Below are 18,893 nucleotides of genomic sequence, written 5' to 3'. Positions count from 1 at the left end.
TGCCTGATAGTTGCTAGGTTATGCTTCTCCGCAGCACAAACCATGCCGAGGGCCAAATTCAAATTGAGATCTTAAGCTCATGATATGGTCAATCATTGCTTGTACACGCCGTGGGCGGTTTGCTCCAGGACGATAGACTAAATAAATAGGCATTGGTACCGTGTGCCATTGCGGTAACACTCTGACTAAGGTGCCACTTTCTAGCTCTTGCGTCATGTTCTGCACAGGTAAGTTAGCGATGCCTAGTCCTTTAAGTGCGCCTTTCAATATTGCTTCTACAGTTGTACTTGAGAAGTTACTGGTTATTGAAACATTGACGGTATTATCGTGTGAGATCAGCGTCCAAGGCCCTATTTCTGAAACATATTGATACCTCAAACAGTTGTGTTTTGTCAGATCTTCTGGCGTTTCAGGTACGCCGAACTCAGCTAAATACTCAGGGCTAGCAGCCAGGACTCGAGTGGTATAGCCTAATTTTTTTGCGATCAATCGATCATCAACTATCTGACCGACTCGAATTGCCATATCAAAGCCGTGTGAAAACAGATCAACAAAATCGTTCGATGCTTCTAACGCAATTTGTACTTTTGGCCATTGTTTTAAAAATGGCAAAAAGATGTGTTCCGCCATATACGCATCCAACGCTGGTGGCGCGGAAATACGCAGCCGGCCTTGGATCTGTTGTTCCATCTCCTGTACGTCATGGCCAATTGAGTGGAATTCCTCAACTAAGCTTGCAGCACGCTCTAAAACCATTTGGCCAGCTTCGGTGATCACTAACTTTCGGGTTGTGCGCTCTAGCAGTTTGGCTTCAAAGTGTTGTTCGAGTTTGGTTATGGCTTTACTAACAGTAGATTTTGGTAGGTTTAACTCCAGCGCGCACTTGGTTAAGCTCAGTAGTCGACAGCTTGTGACAAAGATAGAAAGCGTTCTAAAGTCAATTGTTTCTAAATTGCGAACAATCACTTTCAATTATCCATATTGTTTCAATATTAATCTGATTATAGTCTGGCACCTCATCCTTAGCCATCAAGTTATTGTCATTTGAGGTAAACACCATGTCCAACTCTGTAGACTTATTTTCTCCTATCGAACTCGGTCAATTAGCATTAGATAACCGTGCCATTATGGCGCCTTTAACGCGAGCTCGTGCTGGCGCAGACCATATTCCTAATGACCTTATGGTTGAATACTACGCTCAACGTGCGAGTGCCGGACTTATCATTGCTGAATGCACCATGGTGATGGAAGGTACGTCTGCTTTCATGGCAGAGCCGGGCATTTACAACGAAGAGCAAATCGCAGCTTGGAAAAAGGTAACGGATGCGGTTCATGAGAGAGGCGGTAAGATTGTACTGCAAATTTGGCATGCGGGACGAGCTTGTCATCCTGATCTGAATGAAGGAAAAACACCTGTAGCGGCGAGCGCATTGGCCATTCGTGATGAATTAGTCCATACCCCTTCGGGTAAGCAAGCATATACGGTACCACGAGCACTCGAAGTGGATGAGATAGCTTCCATTGTTGCGGCGTTTAAACAAGGTGCAGAAAACGCCAAGAAAGCAGGCTTTGATGGGGTCGAGATACATGGCGCCAATGGTTATCTTATTGATAACTTCCTTCGTGACGGTTCAAATTTGCGTACCGATGAATACGGTGGTTCGGTTGAAAATCGTGCTCGATTTTTACTTGAGATAGTGAAAGAAGTCGTTGAGGTGTGGGGACCTGGAAGAGTCGGTCTGCGCACATCTCCGCTAAATGGATTTAATGACATGAAAGACAGTGATCCAGTTGGCTTGGTGCGTTACTTAGCAGAGCAACTTAATTCTTTCGATCTTGCTTATTGGCACGTGATGCGTGCGGATCTGAAAGGCGTACAAAAAGCAGATGTTCTCAAGCCAGCACGCGAAAACTATCAAGGTCACTTAATGGCGAACGTGGGCTACAGTGCACAAGAAGCGGCAACAGCAATTGCAGAAAACAAAGTTGATGTGGTCGCATTTGGCGTTCCCTTTATCGCAAACCCAGATTTAGTTGAGCGATTTAAGAAAAATGCACCTCTTAATGAGGCGAAACCAGAACACTTTTATTTGGGTGGAGCAGAAGGTTATACCGATTACCCAGTGATGGCATAACCCTTACTTGTTTCATATAAAAAGGACGCTAATGTTAGCGTCCTTTTTCGTTTCTGTATTTACTTAGCCTTGCGGTTTTACGACCATCACATTGATTGGAGAATATTCCACAACCTTACTCGCGACAGAGCCAAGCATTACTTTATTGATTTTAGAGCGCTTGTGGCTTGGCATAATGATGAGATCAGCGCCTAAACGTTCTGCATAATCAAGAATGGTCGCGTAGGCCTTGCCTTCAGCAACATGCACTTGGTAAACCACATCTTCAGCAATATGCTCATTAGCGAAAGTTTTTAGTTGCTGCTTCACGTCTTGCTTCATTTTGGCCGCAGCATCTTTCGGAAAGTATGTGGCAACCATCGACATGTGAATACCAGGTAGTACAGTCAGAAGATGGATTTGAGCATTTGCTTGCTTTGCCTGCCAAACCGCTAGTTCAACCGCTCGGTCTGAAAAGCCTTGGTCATTTAGATCAACCGGAACAAGAATTTGTTTGTACATTCAATGTCTCTCATTAAGGCCCCTTTATCCTCGGGGCCAAATCGGTTATGCGCTCAATTGTTCCTTACGAGCACGACGTTTTTGGTTCATTGCAAGCACCAGCAAAATCATTAAGCATGGTACAAACACCCACTCTTTCATCGGACGGTCTGCATCCTGGATAACCCACTTGATTTCCCAATCAAAGTCGATACCTGCGGACTCTGCTGGACTACCAAATTCAACCATATCGACAATCATTTTGTTGTCACTTTCGGTCAGCATCAGACCCATAGATGAAATACGTGCGTCTGCTGTTGTCGCACTGTCTTCGAATGGAAGACGAACCGTTTTCTCAATGTAGTCGCCCTCAAGGTTTTCACCGGCAACACGTAACTCCAATGATTCTCCTACATTTAGTGTTTCCGTGATTTGAGCTACCTCAACGCCAGGAGAAAGAACTTTCGCTGGGTACAGCATGTCCCACCAAAAACCTGGACGGAAAAACGAAAACGTCAGTACTAATAATAGGACTGTTTCCCACCACTTGTTACGCGTGAACCACCACCCTTGAGTTGCCGCAGAGAAAATCAGCATTGCAATGATCGATGAGATGACCGTGAGTGCCAAATGCCACCAAGAGTCGATCCCCATTAACAATAACTGGGTATTGAACACAAACATGAACGGCAAAATAGCGGTTCGAATATCGTAAGTAAAACCTTGGATACCGGTACGAATTGGATCTGATTTCGCAATTGCGGCTGCTGCAAAAGCTGCAAGACCTACAGGTGGGGTATCGTCGGCCAAAATACCAAAGTAGAAAACGAACAAGTGCACCGCTATCAACGGAATAATCAAGCCATGCGCCGCGCCGAGCGTAACAATAACCGGCGCCATTAGCGTAGAGACCACGATGTAGTTCGCCGTTGTTGGCAGACCCATCCCCAGAACCAAGCTAATGATGGCGGTAAACAGCAGCATAAGAATGATACTGCCACCAGAGATAAACTCGACGAAGTCGGTCATCACTAGGCCGATACCCGTTAGTGTAACAACACCAACAACGGTGCCCGCTGCCGCGGTTGCAACGCCGATACCAATCATATTGCGCGCACCAGAAACTAAGCTCTCGGCAAGATCGACAAAGCCATCTTTGGTTTGCTGAAGCATGTCTCCTTGCTTTGACAGCAGTGCAATCAACGGACGTTGAGTCAGCAAAATGAAAATCATGAATACCGTTGCCCAGAATGCCGAAAGGCCAGGTGAGAAACGTTCGACAGTCAAACACCAAACCAATACGACGATAGGGAGTAGGTAGTGCAAGCCTGACTTAACGGTTGGGCCAGGATCAGGTACTTCTGTTAATTCTGCATCAATCTCAATTGCGCCATCTTGCACGTGATTTGCTGAGACTTTCACCAACCCAACGTACGCGATTAATAGTGCGACGGTAACAATTGGTGTCGCGGCATCACCAAAGACGTCCTTTGTCCAACCCACTCCGTAGTAAACCAATGCGCTGATCACACACAATCCTAAGATTGTGCCAGTAAAGGACAGCAGACTTTGTACTAGTGTTGGGTTGTGGCGACGAGGAAGGCCCGTCATGCCTGCTTTACATGCTTCAAGGTGAACAATGTAAATTAAAGCAATATAAGAGATTAGCGCTGGAAGTAGGGCAGCTTTAATCACCTCAACGTAGGAGATACCGACGTATTCCACCATCAAAAATGCTGCTGCACCCATGATTGGCGGTGTTAACTGACCATTGGTTGAAGCCGCTACCTCTACCGCACCCGCTTTTGTGCCGGGAAAGCCAACACGCTTCATCAGTGGAATCGTAAAGGTGCCAGTTGTTACTACGTTTGCGATTGAAGAACCAGAAACCAGACCAGATAAACCTGATGCAACAACGGCCGCTTTAGCTGGACCACCTTTCATATGGCCAAGCAACGAGAAGGCAACTTTAATGAAGTAAGCACCAGCACCAGCGCGTTCCAGCATTGCTCCAAACAATACAAACAAGAAGACAAAAGAGGTAGAAACACCTAGCGCAACTCCAAATACGCCTTCAGTTGTTAGCCACAAGTGAGACATGGCCTTGTTCAAGCTTGCCCCTTTGTGCGCGATAACGTCAGGCATGTAAGGGCCTGCAAAGGTGTAAGTAAGGAAAACAGCAGCCACGACCATTAATGGTGGACCAAGTGCTCGGCGTGTTGCTTCTAAAAGGAGGAGCATACCGATAACAGCAACAACGATATCAACTGTTGTCGGTGCGCCTGAGCGTCCTGCTAGCTCAGTATAAAAAAGGTATATATAGGCTGCTGAAAAGCTGCCAGCCAACGCGAGTATCCAATCAACAAGAGGGATATGATCGCGAGGAGAATTCTTCATCGCTGGATAAGCAGTGAAAGCCAAAAAGATCGCGAAAGTAAGGTGGATAGATCGCGCTTCCGTGTCGTTCAGTACGCCAAAATTGAAAATAAATGGTAACGGGGATGCGTACCATAATTGAAATAGTGACCAACACAGAGGAACAAACCAAAGGATTCGTCCTTGCATTCCCGAAGGGCTACGTGCACCTGTGTCTGCCTGAGCCACCATTTCTTGCACATCTTGTGACGGAGCTTGATTCGTCGCCATGTACTTTTTCCTTATTATTGATGGTCCTGTCTGATTTTTATCGAGAACCACACTTCGCCTCTATCAGTGTAGTGAATGGAGCGAAGTTTGCTTTCGAGTATTTTGCTGCCTGAACTCAAAGTGTTGATTGTTGGATACTCTGTTAGGCGGCGTTTAAGTTTTCTTGGGTATGAGCTCGCAGTTTTCAGAAGAAAACTGGCGAATGAAGCATACAGTTAGAACGTGCTACAACCTGTATGCTCAAACAGGCAGAAAATATTCTTTCCTGCCTGTATGTAGAGTCTGAGGAAATTACTTAATTAGACCCATTTCTTTGTAGTATTTTTCTGCACCTGGGTGAAGAGGAATAGAAAGACCAGCTTTCACCATGTCTTCTTTCTTCAAGTTTGCGAATGCAGGGTGTAGACGCTTGAAGGTATCAAAGTTTTCAAACACAGCTTTTGCCACGTTGTAAGCGACATCGTCTGAAACATCAGAGGTCGTTACCATTGTTGCTGCAACACCAAAGCTGTTTACGTCTTTGTCTGTACCGCGGTACATACCAGCCGGTACTGAGCTAAAGGCGTAGTATGGGTTGTCGGCAACAATTTTATCGATTTTAGGGCCTGTTGCTGAAACTAGCTTCGCATCACATGATGTGGTTGCTTCTTTGATTGAACCGTTCGGGTGGCCGACCATGTAAATGAAGGCGTCAATTTTGTTATCACAAAGTGCCTGAGAGCGTTCAGAGCCTTTTAGCTCAGACGCCAATTTGAAGCTGTCGTTTGTCCAACCCATCGCTTCCATGACAACGCCCATCGTTGCACGGTCACCAGAGCCTGGATTACCGATGTTTACGCGCTTACCTTTCAGGTCTTCAACGTTTTCAATACCTGAATCTGCACGCGCAATGATGTTGAAAGGTTCTGTATGAAGAGAGAACATTGCGCGTAGCTTCTTGTACGGGCCTTGTTCTTCAAACTTGCTCGTACCGTTGTAGCCGTGGTACTGCCAATCCGATTGCACGATACCAAAATCTAATTCGCCTGCACGGATAGTGTTAACGTTGTAAATTGAGCCACCAGTCGATTCTACTGAACAACGGATGTTGTGGTCTTTACGACCTTTATTTACCAACTTACAGATAGCACCACCAGTTGGGTAGTAAACACCTGTCACAGAGCCAGTACCGATGGTAATAAACTCTTGAGCGTTAACTGCGCCTGCGCCCATTACGGCTGCAGCGATAGTGCCTACTTTGAGAAGTTTGTTAAATGCCATGAATTTCCCTTCCTTATATTCATTATTTACCCGGAAATAACCATAAATCACTTCTGGAGTTTCCTATTTGGAAACGGCACCTTTTTCAATCCAATCGTTTGAAAAAGCGAGCGAATCATAACAAAAAATTGGCAGAAAATTATCCAATTGTTAAATGTTATAGTTGATAAGTCTGAATTTTGTATCAGGGGATAGGATTCAATTTGTGATTTAATTCTTTTTATAACAATTACTTAATTAACGTTTAGTGACTGAAATGAAAAAGATCAATTGCGTGATGTTAATCACAAAACGGATGGTTAAAGAATGAGCGGAGTGAGCAAAAAATTTACATAAATTATGGGCTACAAAATGAGACTTCTTTTATAACCCACAATGAGTTAGCTGATTGAAGCTTTATAGAACTTAACCAGTATATTCGAACAGCTCGCACACTGATTTGAAGAGTTGCTCAGTCGTAATTGCCATGGTTGGCGTAATGAAAATGGTATCGTCACCCGCGACAACACCAAGAATACCTTCGGATTTACCGAGTGAATCAAGCAAGCGAGCAATCAACTGCGCTGCACCTGGGCCGGTGTGAATTACTACTAACGCTGCGTTACGATCGATGTCTAGTACCAGTTCACGCAGAGAGCTGCTGACTGTTGGGACACCTAGCTCAGCAGGAAGACAGTAAACCATTTCCATTTTTGCATTGCGCGTACGGACGGCGCCAAATTTAGTCAGCATACGTGAGACTTTAGATTGGTTGATACTCTCAAACCCTTGCTGTTTGAGTGCGTCAACAATCTCGCCCTGTGAGCCAAAGCTTTCTTCTTTTAACAGGGCTTTAAAGGCGCGAACTAAGTTGTCTTGTTTTTCTGAATTGCGCATAGTCATTACAAATCTCTTATTACGGGTAAGCAATTTTGCATATTCTCGCATATATATTCAGGCGGTGCCAAAGAGTCCCAGGATTATGTTAGATGCGTCACTGTAAACTATATACCACATAGAATTCTTTAGCGCGCTGAAGTAGGGCTGTATCTGTTTTCTTGAATTCCTTGTCATTTCAACAGAATAAAAGAATAATCCAAGCCCCATTTGTAGCACGGTAACAGCGAGTTGCGCGAGGTCGCAAAGCTAGCGTTAATTGATTGTAATCAAGTTGTGATTCCGATAGCTTTATTTAAGTTGGTTACAAACTACCCTACGAATACGTTTATAAGAGAAATACTCTCAAGGAGAACTACATGAAAGTAGCCGTTATTGGTGCCGCTGGTGGCATCGGTCAAGCCCTGGCCCTTCTACTTAAGAACCGTCTTCCTGCTGGTTCTGATCTAGCCCTATATGATATTGCTCCAGTAACTCCTGGTGTGGCCGCTGATCTTAGCCACATCCCTACGCCAGTTTCTATCAAAGGTTACGCTGGTGAAGATCCTACTCCAGCACTAGAAGGCGCGGATGTTGTGCTAATTTCTGCTGGTGTTGCGCGTAAGCCAGGTATGGATCGTGCGGATCTATTTAATGTAAACGCTGGTATCGTTAAATCGCTAGCGGAGAAGATTGCGGTTGTTTGTCCGAAAGCTTGTGTTGGTATCATCACAAACCCTGTAAATACAACAGTGCCAATTGCTGCTGAAGTTCTTAAAAAAGCGGGTGTTTATGATAAGCGTCGTCTATTTGGTGTAACAACGTTGGATGTTATCCGTTCAGAAACGTTTGTTGCTGAGCTAAAAGACAAAGATCCAGGTGACGTTCGCGTGCCAGTAATTGGTGGTCACTCTGGCGTAACGATCTTACCTCTACTGTCTCAAGTAGAAGGTGTTGAGTTTACAGCTGAAGAAGTAGAAGCATTAACGAAACGTATTCAAAATGCAGGTACTGAAGTTGTAGAAGCGAAAGCGGGTGGTGGTAGTGCAACACTATCAATGGGCCAAGCTGCATGTCGCTTTGGTCTGTCTCTGGTTCGTGCTCTTCAAGGTGAAGAAGGCGTAGTTGAGTGCGCTTACGTTGAAGGCGACGGCGAACACGCGACGTACTTCGCGCAACCTGTGAAACTGGGTAAAGAAGGCGTTGAAGAAGTACTAAGCTACGGCAAACTCAGCGATTACGAAAAGTCTGCATTAGACGGTATGCTAGAAACACTAAATGGCGACATCAACATTGGTGTTGAATTCGCAAAGTAATCTAGAAAGCCTATATAAGAAGAAAGCCGATCATTTTGATCGGCTTTTTTGATCCTTGATTTCTCAACTTCGTAAAAATGGTCGAATAAAACCACGTAGTGAAGGAGAAGATGATGGAAGCGAGTCGAATCCGTAAAGGCATGGTTGTTGAGTGCCAACAAGGCGTCGGTACGATATTAGTGGTCGACCATGAAGCAGAGACGGTATTGTTGTCCAAACAAGGGACTGAACAGCAACTCGCCGTTAGCTTTGATGAAATAGAAGATGATCCACAACTGCATGGCGGTAGTGACAGATATTACTAGCGCCTCGGGGCGTCGTCATTAGGTATCAAACGTAAAAAAGGAAGAGCATGCTCTTCCTTTTTGCTATAAGTCTTGCGTTATGGGTAGCTATTGATTACTTCGTGCGTTGTACTGCGACATGAGCCAGAGTAACAAGCGCTTGTTTGTATTCAGACTCTGGCAACACTGATAGTTCTGCGATTGCTTTGTCTGCTTCTTCTAGAGCTTTTTGCGTTGTGTATTCCAGAGAGCCTGCTTCTTTCATGACCGCAAGAATTTCTTCTAAGCGATCCATGCCATTCGCTTTCTCAATCGCTTCACGAATCATGATGGCGTTTTCTGGTGTGGTATTACGCATAGCATGGAGTAGAGGTAAAGTTGGCTTGCCTTCGGCCAAGTCATCACCCACATTTTTACCCATGTCTTCGCCATCAGAAGTGTAATCCATGACGTCATCAATGAGCTGAAACGCAGTGCCTAGATACTTACCGTAATTTTGCATTGCGATTTCAACATGCTCAGGAGCATCATTTAAGATTGCACCGATTTGAGTTGCGGATTCAAATAAGCGCGCAGTCTTAGAGTAGATGACTTGCATGTAGCTTTCTTCTGTCGTGTCAGGGTCGTTACAGTTCATCAACTGCTGTACTTCACCTTCGGCGATCACGTTTACGGCATTGCTCATTAGTTTAAGGATCTTCATGGATCCTAGTTCCGTCATCATCTGAAATGAGCGTGTATAGATAAAGTCCCCAACTAATACGCTAGCCGCATTGCCAAATGCTGCATTCGCAGTGGCTTTACCACGGCGCATGTCTGATTCATCTACCACGTCATCATGCAGCAAAGTCGCTGTATGGATGAACTCAATAAACGCAGCTGCCATTGTATGACCATTGCCTTGGTAACCAAGTGCACGGGCTGACAGTATCGCTAAAAGCGGTCTTAGACGTTTGCCTCCACCACTCACGATATAAAAACCGAGCTGGTTGATTAAAGAGACATCAGAATTAAGTTGGGCTTGAATTGTTTCATTCACTTTTGCCATGTCATCGGCAGTAAGCGCTTGGATAGTTTTAAAATCCATCGTATATCCGGCTGAAGTTAGACCCTGCAAGGCTTATTCGATTTATATAATTGTCGAATAATACACTAAAAAACGTTGATTAATACATTACTAAAGGGCATGATTGCCGCACTTTTCTTTGGCGATTAGCTTTTCGCCAATTTTTTCAAAATATGGCTTGTCATAGGAGCATCTATTCTGTAGAATCTGCGCCCTATTGATGATTAGTTTAGCGCACACCCTCAAGAAAGGCTGTGCGGAAAAAGCGGAGTAAAATATGTACGCTGTTTTCCAATCTGGTGGTAAACAACACCGTGTAAGCGAAGGTCAAACTCTTCGTTTAGAGAAATTAGACGTTGAAACTGGTGCAACTGTAGAATTTGATAAAGTTCTTCTTGTTGCTAACGGCGAAGACATCAAAGTTGGTGCTCCTCTTGTAGAGGGCGGCAAAATTGTTGCTGAAGTTGTACAACACGGTCGTGGCGATAAAGTTAAAATCGTTAAGTTCCGTCGTCGTAAGCACTCTCGTAAGCAACAGGGTCACCGTCAGTGGTTCACTGAAGTGAAGATCACTGGTATCAACGCTTAATCTATTAGGAGAGTTTAACAATGGCACACAAAAAAGCTGGTGGTTCTACTCGTAACGGCCGCGATTCAGAAAGCAAACGTCTAGGTGTTAAGCGTTTCGGTGGTGAATCTGTACTTGCAGGTAACATCATCGTTCGTCAACGTGGTACTAAGTTCCACGCTGGTAACAACGTAGGTATCGGTAAAGACCACACTCTATTCGCTCTTACTGAAGGTAAAGTGAAGTTCGAAGTGAAAGGTCCTAAGAACCGTAAGTTTGTAAGCATCGAAGCTGAGTAATTAGGTTTTTAACCAAATTACTTAATAGCTTTAAGCTGAATTCAAAAGCCCTGCCGAATCGGCGGGGTTTTTTATTTGTGGCAGTCGACATATCGAAGTTTCTCGCTAAGATCCTAAGCGATTTGAATCTGGGAGCTTAGATCTGTCATCTGCTAAAATTGTCGGATGACATAGTAAGATTTAATCCACGCACGAAGTAGTCGGAGTAAAAGATGAAGTTCGTAGATGAAGCGGTAGTAAAAGTTCAGGCTGGTGATGGCGGTAGTGGCGTTGTCAGTTTCTGGCGTGAAAAATTCATCACTAAAGGTGGCCCTGATGGCGGTGATGGCGGTGACGGTGGTGATGTTTATATCCAAGCTGATGAAAACCTAAATACCCTGATTGATTACCGTTTCCAGCGCTTCTACGAAGCTGAGCGTGGTGAAAACGGTCGCGGTGGTAACTGTACAGGTAAGCGTGGTAAAGACATTGTTCTTCGTGTACCTGTGGGTACGCGCGCTGTGGATATCCACACAAATGAAATCGTGGCGGAAGTTGCTGAACACGGTAAGAAAGTGATGATCGCAAAAGGCGGTTGGCACGGTCTAGGTAACACGCGTTTCAAATCTTCAGTAAACCGCGCGCCTCGTCAGAGAACATTGGGTACAAAGGGTGAAGTACGCGAAATTCGCCTTGAGCTATTGCTTCTTGCTGATGTGGGTATGCTTGGTCTACCTAATGCTGGTAAATCAACCTTTATCCGCGCAGTATCAGCAGCAAAACCGAAAGTCGCTGATTACCCATTCACGACTTTGATCCCAAGCTTGGGTGTCGTAAGTGTCGTACCAGAGAAAAGTTTTGTTGTTGCAGACATCCCTGGTTTGATCGAGGGTGCAGCAGATGGCGCTGGCCTTGGTATTCGATTCTTGAAGCACTTAGAGCGTTGTCGAGTGTTGCTGCACATGATCGATATTATGCCAATTGATCAGTCCGATCCGGTGCAAAATGCATTGACGATCATTGATGAACTAGAACAATACAGCGAAAAACTGGCAAGTAAGCCGCGCTGGTTAGTGTTCAACAAAGTTGATCTAATGCCTGAAGAAGAAGCGAATGAGAAGATCCAAGAAATCTTAGACGCACTAGGTTGGGAAGACGAGTACTTTAAGATCTCGGCGATCAATCGTAACGGTACTAAAGAGCTTTGTTACAAACTGGCTGACTTTATGGATAACCTACCTCGCGAAGAGGAAGAAGTGGCTGAAGAAGATAAAGTTAACTTCATGTGGGATGATTACCATAAAGATGCTATGGCGGGTAAAGACGTTATCACTGAAGATGACGACGACGATTGGGATGACTGGGACGATGAAGAAGATGACGGTCACGTTGTCTACGTTCGTGACTAATCAGAACGGTCAAACAATGCCTGTTTGCCTATAATTCATTAAGCCGCAATTATTTATTGCGGCTTTTTTTGTATCTAAATCATATTTAGGTGATGTGATTTACGGCACAATAACTGATACGTCGTGTTTTTTTGAGGGTTAGTTTGGCCCTCGCGCGTATGAATGAGTAACACCCTAAAAGGAATTAGACTTATTTATGACTCTAGAAACCATACCGCCTAGAGAGTTGGCGGTATCTACTCAACGATCGATTTCTCGTCTTGTCGCCCAAGCCGGACAAATGCTACTTGCTCATGGTGCTGAAAGTACTCTTGTGAGCGATATTATGCGTCGTATTGGCCTTGCTTGTGGGGTGAATGAAGTTGCGGTAGCACTATCAGCTAATGCATTGGTTGTGACGACGGTAATGGATGGGCATTGCATCACCACCACCCGAAGCTGCGCTGATCGTGGCATCAATATGCGCGTTATTACGCAAATTCAACGAATCTGTATCATGATGGAACGTGGTTTGCTCGATTCAACCATGGCGCAGAAAAAGCTGAACGCTATCAGTCCAGAGCGTTATAACCGCTGGTTGGTGGTGTTTATGATTGGCTTGTCTTGTGCGGCATTCAGTCATCTAGCTGGTGGTGATTGGGGAGTATTCATTATGACCTTTTTAGCTTCAGCTGGTGGCATGATCGTTCGCCAAGAAATTGGTCATCGTCATTTCAACCCTCTATTGAACTTTGCTGCGACCGCTTTTGTGACCACCTTAATTTCAGCACAGGCGGAAATTTACCAAATCGGTAATCTACCTACCGTAGCAATGGCATCGTCAGTATTAATGCTTGTACCTGGTTTCCCACTCATTAACTCTGTCGCAGATATGTTGAAAGGCCACATTAATATGGGGATTGCTCGATTTGTGATGGCTAGTTTACTAACGTTGGCGACATGTTTGGGGATCGTTGCTGCGATGAGTGTAACTGGAATTTGGGGGTGGGCTATCTAATGAGTTTATTTGATTTGATGTTTGGCCTTTTGAATGACATGTTTTTTGCGGCGATTCCCGCTGTAGGATTTGCATTGGTTTTTAACGTACCACAAAGAGCTTTAGTGTATTGCGCTGTTGGTGGCGCGATTGGTCATGGTAGCCGCTACTTGATGATGCAGTTTGGCATTCCTATTGAGTGGGCAACCTTTTTTGCTGCGACGTTAGTTGGGATGATTGGTGTGTACTGGTCTCACCGTTTTCTCGCGCATCCAAAAGTGTTTACTGTGGCTGCTTTGATCCCGATGGTGCCGGGTGTGTTTGCGTACAAAGCAATGATCGCTATGGTAGAAATCAATCATGTTGGCTACTCACCCGAGCTTGTCGCAACCTGTATGGAAAACTTTCTTAAGGCCATGTTTATTATTGCAGGTTTAGCTGTTGGTCTTGCGGTTCCAGGGCTGTTATTCTATCGCCGCAGACCAATTGTATAAGGACCTAACATGATCATTAGTATGATTGCCGCGATGGCCGACAATCGCATCATTGGCAAAGACAATCAAATGCCTTGGCATCTTCCCGCCGATTTCGCTTGGTTTAAGCGTTGTACCATGGGAAAACCGGTTGTGATGGGACGCAAAACCTATGAGTCTATTGGTCGCCCTTTACCAGGTCGCTTGAATATTGTTATTAGCCGTGATGAGACACTAAAGATCGAAGGCGTCACTACCGTAACATCGATTGAGCAGGCTCTGGAAGTCGCAGGTGATGTGGAAGAAGTGATGATCATTGGTGGTGGTGCGATTTACACCACTTGTCTGCCTATGGCCAATAAACTGTATGTAACACACATTGAAGCGGCCATTGATGGTGATACTCAGTTCCCAGATTGGGGAGACGAGTTTAAGGAAACTTACTCAGAAATGTATCAAGCCGATGAGAAGAACGCCTACAACATGCGCTTTACTGTGTTAGAAAAGTAATTCGAGATTAACACCGCGTAGTTAATACGGTAATGCCGTTCGTATAACAGCGAGCGGCCATCCCAACCTACCGTCATCCTGAAAAGCGACGAAAGAGCGAGATTCAGGAGCCTCTATACGAGTACTTTGTTGTCAAAGGTATTTCTATCTATTCGCAGCGCGAGGATATTAGATTTCTAGTCTCGTTAAGGCTCGTTGGAATGACCCTACAGGAGGTGTTAAGTGACAGGTATTCCTCCTACTATGGATTATCGACTGTTATTCAGTGTTTAACTTAACGCATCCTGAGTAAAAATTTTCTTATCTTCCCAACGGATCATGGTTAGGCTTCCGCCCCAAACACAGCCAGTATCTAGCCCGATGACTTCGTTGTTCATATAACCTTGCAGTGCAGCCCAGTGCCCAAAGAGCACCGCTTTGTTTAAGTGGATACGTTTAGGCACCTCAAACCATGGAATAAGTTCGTTACCGGAAACTTGTTGCGGTGGCAATTTACAATCCATATCCAAACGACCATCAGGGAAACAAAAGCGCATCCGCGTAAAAGCATTGATAATATAGCGGTATCGGTCCAAACCCTGTAGAGAGTCATCCCAGGAATCCGGTTGATTGCTGTACATGTTTTTTAATAGCCAAGGCAGCTCTTCACTTTGGATGATGCGCTCAACTTCACGGGCACACTTTCTCGCTGTTTTTAGATTCCACTGCGGTGATATGCCAGCGTGACACATCACGAACTCGTCATGCTCGGCCAATAGAGGTTGCTGAGCTAGCCATGTCAGTAATCCCTCTTTGTCGGGGGCCGTGAAAATAGGTGCGGTTTTATCTTTGTCTTTGACCTTTTTTATCCCGTGAGCCACAGCGAGAAGATGGAGGTCGTGATTACCAAGCACCACGATTGCGCTTGCGCCAAGTGACTTCACAAAGCGTAACGTTTCTAGTGATTTAGGCCCTCTGGCGACCAAATCACCAGCAAGCCAAAGTTGGTCTTTTTTCGCAGAGAAAGATACTTTTTCTAGTAGTCGCTGCAATTCATCAAAACAGCCTTGGATGTCACCAACAATATAGGTAGCCACTGAATCTCCAATTTACTAATTTAAAACATTTGGAACAGCCAAGCGAAATGGTTCAATTTCGGTGATGAACTCTTGCCCTTTCTCATCCAGCATTTTGTAGTGTCCTTGCATAACGCCGACAGGGGTTTCTAACGCGGTTCCGCTACTGTACGTGTATTCATCATTGCTTGGAATAAAGGGCTGCTGGCCTACCACTCCGTCACCTTCAACCGTCATTTGCTTGCCATTCGAGTCTGTGATTAGCCAGCGGCGGCTCACTAACTGTACGGTTTGTTGGCTAAGGTTTTTGATGGTGATGATATAAGCGAAAACGTAGCGTTGTAGCTCTGGGTTGGACTGTTCTTCGATGTATTTGGTGTGAACTTGAATTTTGATGCAAGGTTGAATGACGTCCATGTGCACTCCTCAGAAACGTAATATCCCAATAATAATAAGCCAAACCTACAAGGGTTTGGCTCATTGTTTGAGTTCTTAGTGCTGCGGGTTATCCGCAAGCCAGTTCGCCATTGCGACGAATTGTTCTAGCGTCAGGTTCTCTGGACGCATGCTTGGATTAACACCTAGCTCTTCTAGTACTTCTGTGCTTAACAACGATTTGTAGCAGTTACGAACGGTTTTACGACGTTGGTTAAAGCCTTCACGACAAACGCGATCGAGCAAACGCAGATCTTTCGCCGGGCATGGCAGCTCTTCGTAAGGCACTAAACGAACAACGGCAGAATCCACTTTCGGTGGTGGAACGAATGCCGTTGGCGGTACTTCCAGTACTGGTACCACTTTACAGTAGTACTGAGCCATTACCGTTAAACGGCCGTAAGCTTTGCTGCCAGGGCCGGCGGCTAAGCGGTTTACCACTTCTTTTTGCAGCATAAAGTGCATGTCTTGAATGTCTTTATGGAACTCAAAAAGGTGGAACATCAATGGTGTAGAGATGTTGTATGGCAAGTTACCAAAAATGCGCAGCTTGTTGTTTGGCTTCACTAGTTGAGTGAAGTCAAAACGCATAGCGTCACCCTCATGGATGGTCAACTTATCTGCCAGTTCAGGGTGAGTACGTAGGCGTTCCGCCAGATCGCGGTCTAATTCGATAACTGTGAACTTATCTACTTCACGACCTACTGGCTCAGTGATTGCACCAAGACCAGGACCGATTTCAACCAGGTTTTGACCTGGTTTTGGGTTAATCGCTGATACGATTCCATCAATAATGTATGGATCGTTCAGGAAGTTTTGACCAAAACGTTTACGCGCTTTGTGTCCTAAATGGACATCATTTCTCATTGTTTCTTCTCTACCAAATCTATCGCATGCGTGAGCGCTGTTCGGAAACTCCCTGTATCCGCTTGACCTGTCCCTGCCAGATCTAATGCAGTACCGTGGTCCACCGATGTTCTAATAAAAGGTAGACCAAGAGTAATGTTTACTGAACGACCAAAGCCTTTGTATTTTAATACTGGCAACACTTGATCATGGTACATGCCTAAAACAGCATCAGCATCATTTAAATATTTTTCATTGAAAATGGTATCAGCCGGCAGAGGGCCGATCAGGTTGATACCTTTTTCTTGTCGAATTTTTTCCAGTGTCGGAGTGATGGTTTCGATCTCTTCACGACCTAAGCAGCCATCTTCGCCAGCATGAGGGTTAAGCCCGCAAACGTAGATGTTTGGTTGTGCGATAGCAAACTTTTCTACAAGGTCTTTATGAAGAATATCGATGATTTTTTCTAATCGCTCTTCGGTGACTGCTTTGGACACATAAGCTAAAGGAATATGTGTTGTAACCAGAGCCACGCGTAGTCCTTCCGTTGCTAGCATCATTACGACTAGCGGCGTTTGTGACTTCTCGGCGAAAAATTCAGTATGACCACTGAATGCAACACCTGCGCGATTAATCACCCCCTTATGAACAGGGCCGGTGACAATAGCATCAAATTCATCATTCATACAGCCTAAAGCCGCTCTTTCTAGCGTTTTTAATACATAGTGGCCATTCGCTTCATTGAGCTCGCCTGCGACCGCAGGTTCCGATATTTGGATATGGTCAACGATAAGCGTGCCCGATTTTTGTGCTTTAGGTGTTTCTTCTGGATTGTAATCAGACAGTTGGACTTCGATGCCAAGCTGCTTGGCTCGCTCCGTCAGCATATTCTTATCGGCACAGACGACAATTTGGTGCGCCCAATCTTCTTTCGATAGGGCAAGCACTAAGTCTGGGCCGATACCCGCAGGTTCCCCTGCGGTTACGACAATTCTACGAATTGTATTAGTTGTCATTGTTGTCATCCACGATTTCAACAAACGCACTTGCGCGTAGCTCTTGCATCCATGCGCCCGCTTCTTCATTAAATTTACGGTTAAATAGAATACGGTAAGCTTTGTTCTTCATCGCTGAGTCAGTACGGTCAACTTGGCGACGATCCAACACTTCAACGATATGCCAGCCGTGAACGGTTTTGAACGGTTCGCTGATTGAGCCAACTGGCAGAGTTTCTACTTGGTGCTTGAATTCTGGCACGTAAAGATCTGGCGTTTGATAACCTAGTTCACCGTCTTGTGCTGCCGAGCCAGGATCTTGACTGTATTGTGTTGCCAATTGAGCGAACGTTGCTTCACCGGCTTTGATGCGGCGTACAAATTCATTCAGTTGCTTCTTCGCCCCTTCGTCGCTCAGAATCACGGTTGGTTTAATCAAAATATGACGCGCATTTACTTCCGTTACCGCAACCGTTTCTAGGCCTTTTACATCCTCTATTTTTAGGATGTGGAAACCAACGCCACTACGGAATGGACCAATAATGCTGCCTTTGTTTTGCATCTTGATCTGATCAGCAAAGATGGTTGGCATCTCTTCTTTACGCATCCAGCCCCAATCACCACCTTGTAAAGCTTTAGGACCTTTAGAGTAGGTGTAGGCCATCTCCGTAAAATCTGCACCTTCGTTTAGCTTTTTCGCGAGCGCTTTAGCTTCTGCTTCTACAGCAGATTTTTCTTTATCGTCAGAGAAGCGCAGTTGAATGTGTCCAATTTTGTATTGAACAGTCGCATTGGTTTCTTGTGATAGTTGCTCAGCAAGGCTATCTACCTCTGCTGGAAGGATATTAATACGGCGACGAACCAGTGCATTGCGGGCTTCTGATGCGGCGATTTCCTTACGAATTCGTTCGCGGAATTCTGGGTAACTTAAACCTTCACTTTCTACAGAAGCGGCGAGTTGTTCTACTGTTTGCTCATTATTACGTGCGATCTCTGCAATCGCTTGGTTTAAACGGTTGTCGTCAATACGCACACCAATACGGTCTGCTTCTTGGCCTTGCAACGTATCAATGATAAGTTTTTCAACGACTTGTTCTTTTAACACGCTGGTAGAAGGTAAGCTCTTTCCACTTTGACGTGCGTTGGCTTGCAGCGTTTTCATCGCTGTTTCGATGTCGCTTTGTAGAACTACACCGTCGTTCACGATGACCGCAACCTTATCGATCTCTACTGGTGCTGCAACCGCTCCGCAAGAGAGTAGGGTCGTGAATAAGATTGATTTCCAAATTTTCATTTAAAATTCCGT

At 45.1% G+C, this 18,893-nt stretch carries 20 protein-coding genes; 9 read left to right on the top strand and 11 right to left on the bottom strand.

Annotated features, from left to right (window positions below; genetic code table 11):
* Nucleotides 1-18: 18 nt before the first annotated feature.
* Nucleotides 19-966: a LysR family transcriptional regulator gene (locus tag R7Q46_RS09630; RefSeq protein WP_005379650.1), complete on the bottom strand. Its 948-nt coding sequence runs from the start codon at nucleotides 964-966 to the stop codon at nucleotides 19-21.
* A 92-nt stretch (nucleotides 967-1,058) separates the two neighbouring features.
* On the opposite strand from R7Q46_RS09630, the gene R7Q46_RS09625 reads away from it, so the two are divergent.
* Entirely contained in the window at nucleotides 1,059-2,135 is a 1,077-nt protein-coding gene (locus R7Q46_RS09625) for an alkene reductase (protein ID WP_025768366.1), read from the top strand.
* A 63-nt stretch (nucleotides 2,136-2,198) separates the two neighbouring features.
* On the opposite strand, the gene R7Q46_RS09620 is transcribed toward R7Q46_RS09625, so the two are convergent.
* The 4 genes from R7Q46_RS09620 to argR all read right to left on the bottom strand — a co-directional run bounded on the left by R7Q46_RS09620 (nucleotide 2,199) and on the right by argR (nucleotide 7,397).
* Nucleotides 2,199-2,636: a universal stress protein gene (locus tag R7Q46_RS09620; protein ID WP_005379654.1), complete on the bottom strand. Its 438-nt coding sequence runs from the start codon at nucleotides 2,634-2,636 to the stop codon at nucleotides 2,199-2,201.
* Nucleotides 2,637-2,681: 45 nt separating this feature from the next.
* On the bottom strand, nucleotides 2,682-5,261 hold the full coding sequence (locus R7Q46_RS09615; protein ID WP_017820274.1) for a TRAP transporter permease: 2,580 nt from the start codon (nucleotides 5,259-5,261) through the stop codon (nucleotides 2,682-2,684).
* Nucleotides 5,262-5,552: 291 nt separating this feature from the next.
* Nucleotides 5,553-6,521, bottom strand: coding sequence for a TAXI family TRAP transporter solute-binding subunit (locus R7Q46_RS09610; protein WP_318077468.1), 969 nt, complete (start codon nucleotides 6,519-6,521; stop codon nucleotides 5,553-5,555).
* A 405-nt stretch (nucleotides 6,522-6,926) separates the two neighbouring features.
* Nucleotides 6,927-7,397 carry a transcriptional regulator ArgR gene (argR, locus tag R7Q46_RS09605; protein WP_005379659.1) on the bottom strand — a complete coding sequence of 157 codons (471 nt, stop codon included), beginning with the start codon at nucleotides 7,395-7,397 and terminating at the stop codon, nucleotides 6,927-6,929.
* A gap of 359 nt (nucleotides 7,398-7,756) precedes the next feature.
* On the opposite strand from argR, the gene mdh reads away from it, so the two are divergent.
* Together mdh and R7Q46_RS09595 are read left to right on the top strand one after the other, a co-directional pair.
* Entirely contained in the window at nucleotides 7,757-8,692 is a 936-nt protein-coding gene (gene mdh, locus R7Q46_RS09600; protein ID WP_005379660.1) for a malate dehydrogenase, read from the top strand.
* 113 nt (nucleotides 8,693-8,805) lie between these two features.
* Entirely contained in the window at nucleotides 8,806-8,997 is a 192-nt protein-coding gene (locus R7Q46_RS09595; protein ID WP_005379661.1) for a hypothetical protein, read from the top strand.
* 94 nt (nucleotides 8,998-9,091) lie between these two features.
* On the opposite strand, the gene ispB is transcribed toward R7Q46_RS09595, so the two are convergent.
* The gene (gene ispB, locus R7Q46_RS09590) at nucleotides 9,092-10,063 is read right to left on the bottom strand and encodes an octaprenyl diphosphate synthase (protein ID WP_005383097.1); all 972 of its coding nucleotides are present in this window, start codon (nucleotides 10,061-10,063) and stop codon (nucleotides 9,092-9,094) included.
* Nucleotides 10,064-10,319: 256 nt separating this feature from the next.
* Here ispB and rplU point away from each other — a divergent pair, with 256 nt between their 5' ends.
* The 6 genes from rplU (at nucleotide 10,320) to folA (ending at nucleotide 14,256) form a co-directional block, all read left to right on the top strand.
* A complete protein-coding gene (gene rplU, locus R7Q46_RS09585) occupies nucleotides 10,320-10,631 on the top strand; it encodes a 50S ribosomal protein L21 (protein ID WP_005383096.1) in 312 nt (103 codons plus the stop codon).
* A 20-nt stretch (nucleotides 10,632-10,651) separates the two neighbouring features.
* Nucleotides 10,652-10,909 (top strand): 50S ribosomal protein L27, encoded by a 258-nt coding sequence (rpmA, locus tag R7Q46_RS09580; protein ID WP_005383095.1) that lies wholly within the window; start codon nucleotides 10,652-10,654, stop codon nucleotides 10,907-10,909.
* Nucleotides 10,910-11,121: 212 nt separating this feature from the next.
* Complete coding sequence (gene cgtA / locus R7Q46_RS09575; protein ID WP_005383091.1) at nucleotides 11,122-12,297, top strand: Obg family GTPase CgtA; 1,176 nt, start codon at nucleotides 11,122-11,124, stop codon at nucleotides 12,295-12,297.
* Between the two features lie 196 nt (nucleotides 12,298-12,493).
* Entirely contained in the window at nucleotides 12,494-13,294 is an 801-nt protein-coding gene (locus R7Q46_RS09570) for a threonine/serine exporter family protein (RefSeq protein WP_005379664.1), read from the top strand.
* Nucleotides 13,294-13,767, top strand: coding sequence for a threonine/serine exporter family protein (locus R7Q46_RS09565; RefSeq protein WP_005379665.1), 474 nt, complete (start codon nucleotides 13,294-13,296; stop codon nucleotides 13,765-13,767). The genes R7Q46_RS09570 and R7Q46_RS09565 overlap by 1 nt, the downstream gene beginning before the upstream one ends.
* Nucleotides 13,768-13,776: 9 nt before the next feature.
* Complete coding sequence (folA, locus tag R7Q46_RS09560) at nucleotides 13,777-14,256, top strand: type 3 dihydrofolate reductase (RefSeq protein ID WP_005379666.1); 480 nt, start codon at nucleotides 13,777-13,779, stop codon at nucleotides 14,254-14,256.
* A gap of 269 nt (nucleotides 14,257-14,525) precedes the next feature.
* On the opposite strand, the gene apaH is transcribed toward folA, so the two are convergent.
* The 5 genes from apaH to surA all read right to left on the bottom strand — a co-directional run bounded on the left by apaH (nucleotide 14,526) and on the right by surA (nucleotide 18,881).
* Nucleotides 14,526-15,332, bottom strand: coding sequence for a bis(5'-nucleosyl)-tetraphosphatase (symmetrical) ApaH (gene apaH / locus R7Q46_RS09555; RefSeq protein WP_213871828.1), 807 nt, complete (start codon nucleotides 15,330-15,332; stop codon nucleotides 14,526-14,528).
* 15 nt (nucleotides 15,333-15,347) lie between these two features.
* Nucleotides 15,348-15,728, bottom strand: coding sequence for a Co2+/Mg2+ efflux protein ApaG (gene apaG, locus R7Q46_RS09550; RefSeq protein WP_005379668.1), 381 nt, complete (start codon nucleotides 15,726-15,728; stop codon nucleotides 15,348-15,350).
* Between the two features lie 75 nt (nucleotides 15,729-15,803).
* Nucleotides 15,804-16,613 carry a 16S rRNA (adenine(1518)-N(6)/adenine(1519)-N(6))-dimethyltransferase RsmA gene (rsmA, locus tag R7Q46_RS09545; protein WP_005379669.1) on the bottom strand — a complete coding sequence of 270 codons (810 nt, stop codon included), beginning with the start codon at nucleotides 16,611-16,613 and terminating at the stop codon, nucleotides 15,804-15,806.
* Nucleotides 16,610-17,608: a 4-hydroxythreonine-4-phosphate dehydrogenase PdxA gene (gene pdxA, locus R7Q46_RS09540; RefSeq protein WP_053306854.1), complete on the bottom strand. Its 999-nt coding sequence runs from the start codon at nucleotides 17,606-17,608 to the stop codon at nucleotides 16,610-16,612. Before pdxA ends, rsmA begins: the two co-directional genes overlap by 4 nt.
* Entirely contained in the window at nucleotides 17,598-18,881 is a 1,284-nt protein-coding gene (gene surA, locus R7Q46_RS09535; RefSeq protein ID WP_318077466.1) for a peptidylprolyl isomerase SurA, read from the bottom strand. Before surA ends, pdxA begins: the two co-directional genes overlap by 11 nt.
* Nucleotides 18,882-18,893: the final 12 nt, after the last annotated feature.

The organism is Vibrio sp. 811 (assembly GCF_033339195.1).
This window is presented reverse-complemented; position numbering and strand designations above follow the sequence as displayed.

Excerpts from the sequence above, each read along its gene's own strand:
- R7Q46_RS09625 (WP_025768366.1), top strand. The coding sequence starts at position 1,059 with ATGTCCAACTCTGTAGACTTATTTTCTCCTATCGAACTCGGTCAATTA.
- R7Q46_RS09620 (WP_005379654.1), bottom strand. The coding sequence starts at position 2,636 with ATGTACAAACAAATTCTTGTTCCGGTTGATCTAAATGACCAAGGCTTT.
- R7Q46_RS09615 (WP_017820274.1), bottom strand. The coding sequence starts at position 5,261 with ATGGCGACGAATCAAGCTCCGTCACAAGATGTGCAAGAAATGGTGGCT.
- R7Q46_RS09610 (WP_318077468.1), bottom strand. The coding sequence starts at position 6,521 with ATGGCATTTAACAAACTTCTCAAAGTAGGCACTATCGCTGCAGCCGTA.
- argR (WP_005379659.1), bottom strand. The coding sequence starts at position 7,397 with ATGCGCAATTCAGAAAAACAAGACAACTTAGTTCGCGCCTTTAAAGCC.
- mdh (WP_005379660.1), top strand. The coding sequence starts at position 7,757 with ATGAAAGTAGCCGTTATTGGTGCCGCTGGTGGCATCGGTCAAGCCCTG.
- R7Q46_RS09595 (WP_005379661.1), top strand. The coding sequence starts at position 8,806 with ATGGAAGCGAGTCGAATCCGTAAAGGCATGGTTGTTGAGTGCCAACAA.
- ispB (WP_005383097.1), bottom strand. The coding sequence starts at position 10,063 with ATGGATTTTAAAACTATCCAAGCGCTTACTGCCGATGACATGGCAAAA.
- rplU (WP_005383096.1), top strand. The coding sequence starts at position 10,320 with ATGTACGCTGTTTTCCAATCTGGTGGTAAACAACACCGTGTAAGCGAA.
- rpmA (WP_005383095.1), top strand. The coding sequence starts at position 10,652 with ATGGCACACAAAAAAGCTGGTGGTTCTACTCGTAACGGCCGCGATTCA.
- cgtA (WP_005383091.1), top strand. The coding sequence starts at position 11,122 with ATGAAGTTCGTAGATGAAGCGGTAGTAAAAGTTCAGGCTGGTGATGGC.
- R7Q46_RS09570 (WP_005379664.1), top strand. The coding sequence starts at position 12,494 with ATGACTCTAGAAACCATACCGCCTAGAGAGTTGGCGGTATCTACTCAA.
- R7Q46_RS09565 (WP_005379665.1), top strand. The coding sequence starts at position 13,294 with ATGAGTTTATTTGATTTGATGTTTGGCCTTTTGAATGACATGTTTTTT.
- folA (WP_005379666.1), top strand. The coding sequence starts at position 13,777 with ATGATCATTAGTATGATTGCCGCGATGGCCGACAATCGCATCATTGGC.
- apaG (WP_005379668.1), bottom strand. The coding sequence starts at position 15,728 with ATGGACGTCATTCAACCTTGCATCAAAATTCAAGTTCACACCAAATAC.
- rsmA (WP_005379669.1), bottom strand. The coding sequence starts at position 16,613 with ATGAGAAATGATGTCCATTTAGGACACAAAGCGCGTAAACGTTTTGGT.
- pdxA (WP_053306854.1), bottom strand. The coding sequence starts at position 17,608 with ATGACAACTAATACAATTCGTAGAATTGTCGTAACCGCAGGGGAACCT.
- surA (WP_318077466.1), bottom strand. The coding sequence starts at position 18,881 with ATGAAAATTTGGAAATCAATCTTATTCACGACCCTACTCTCTTGCGGA.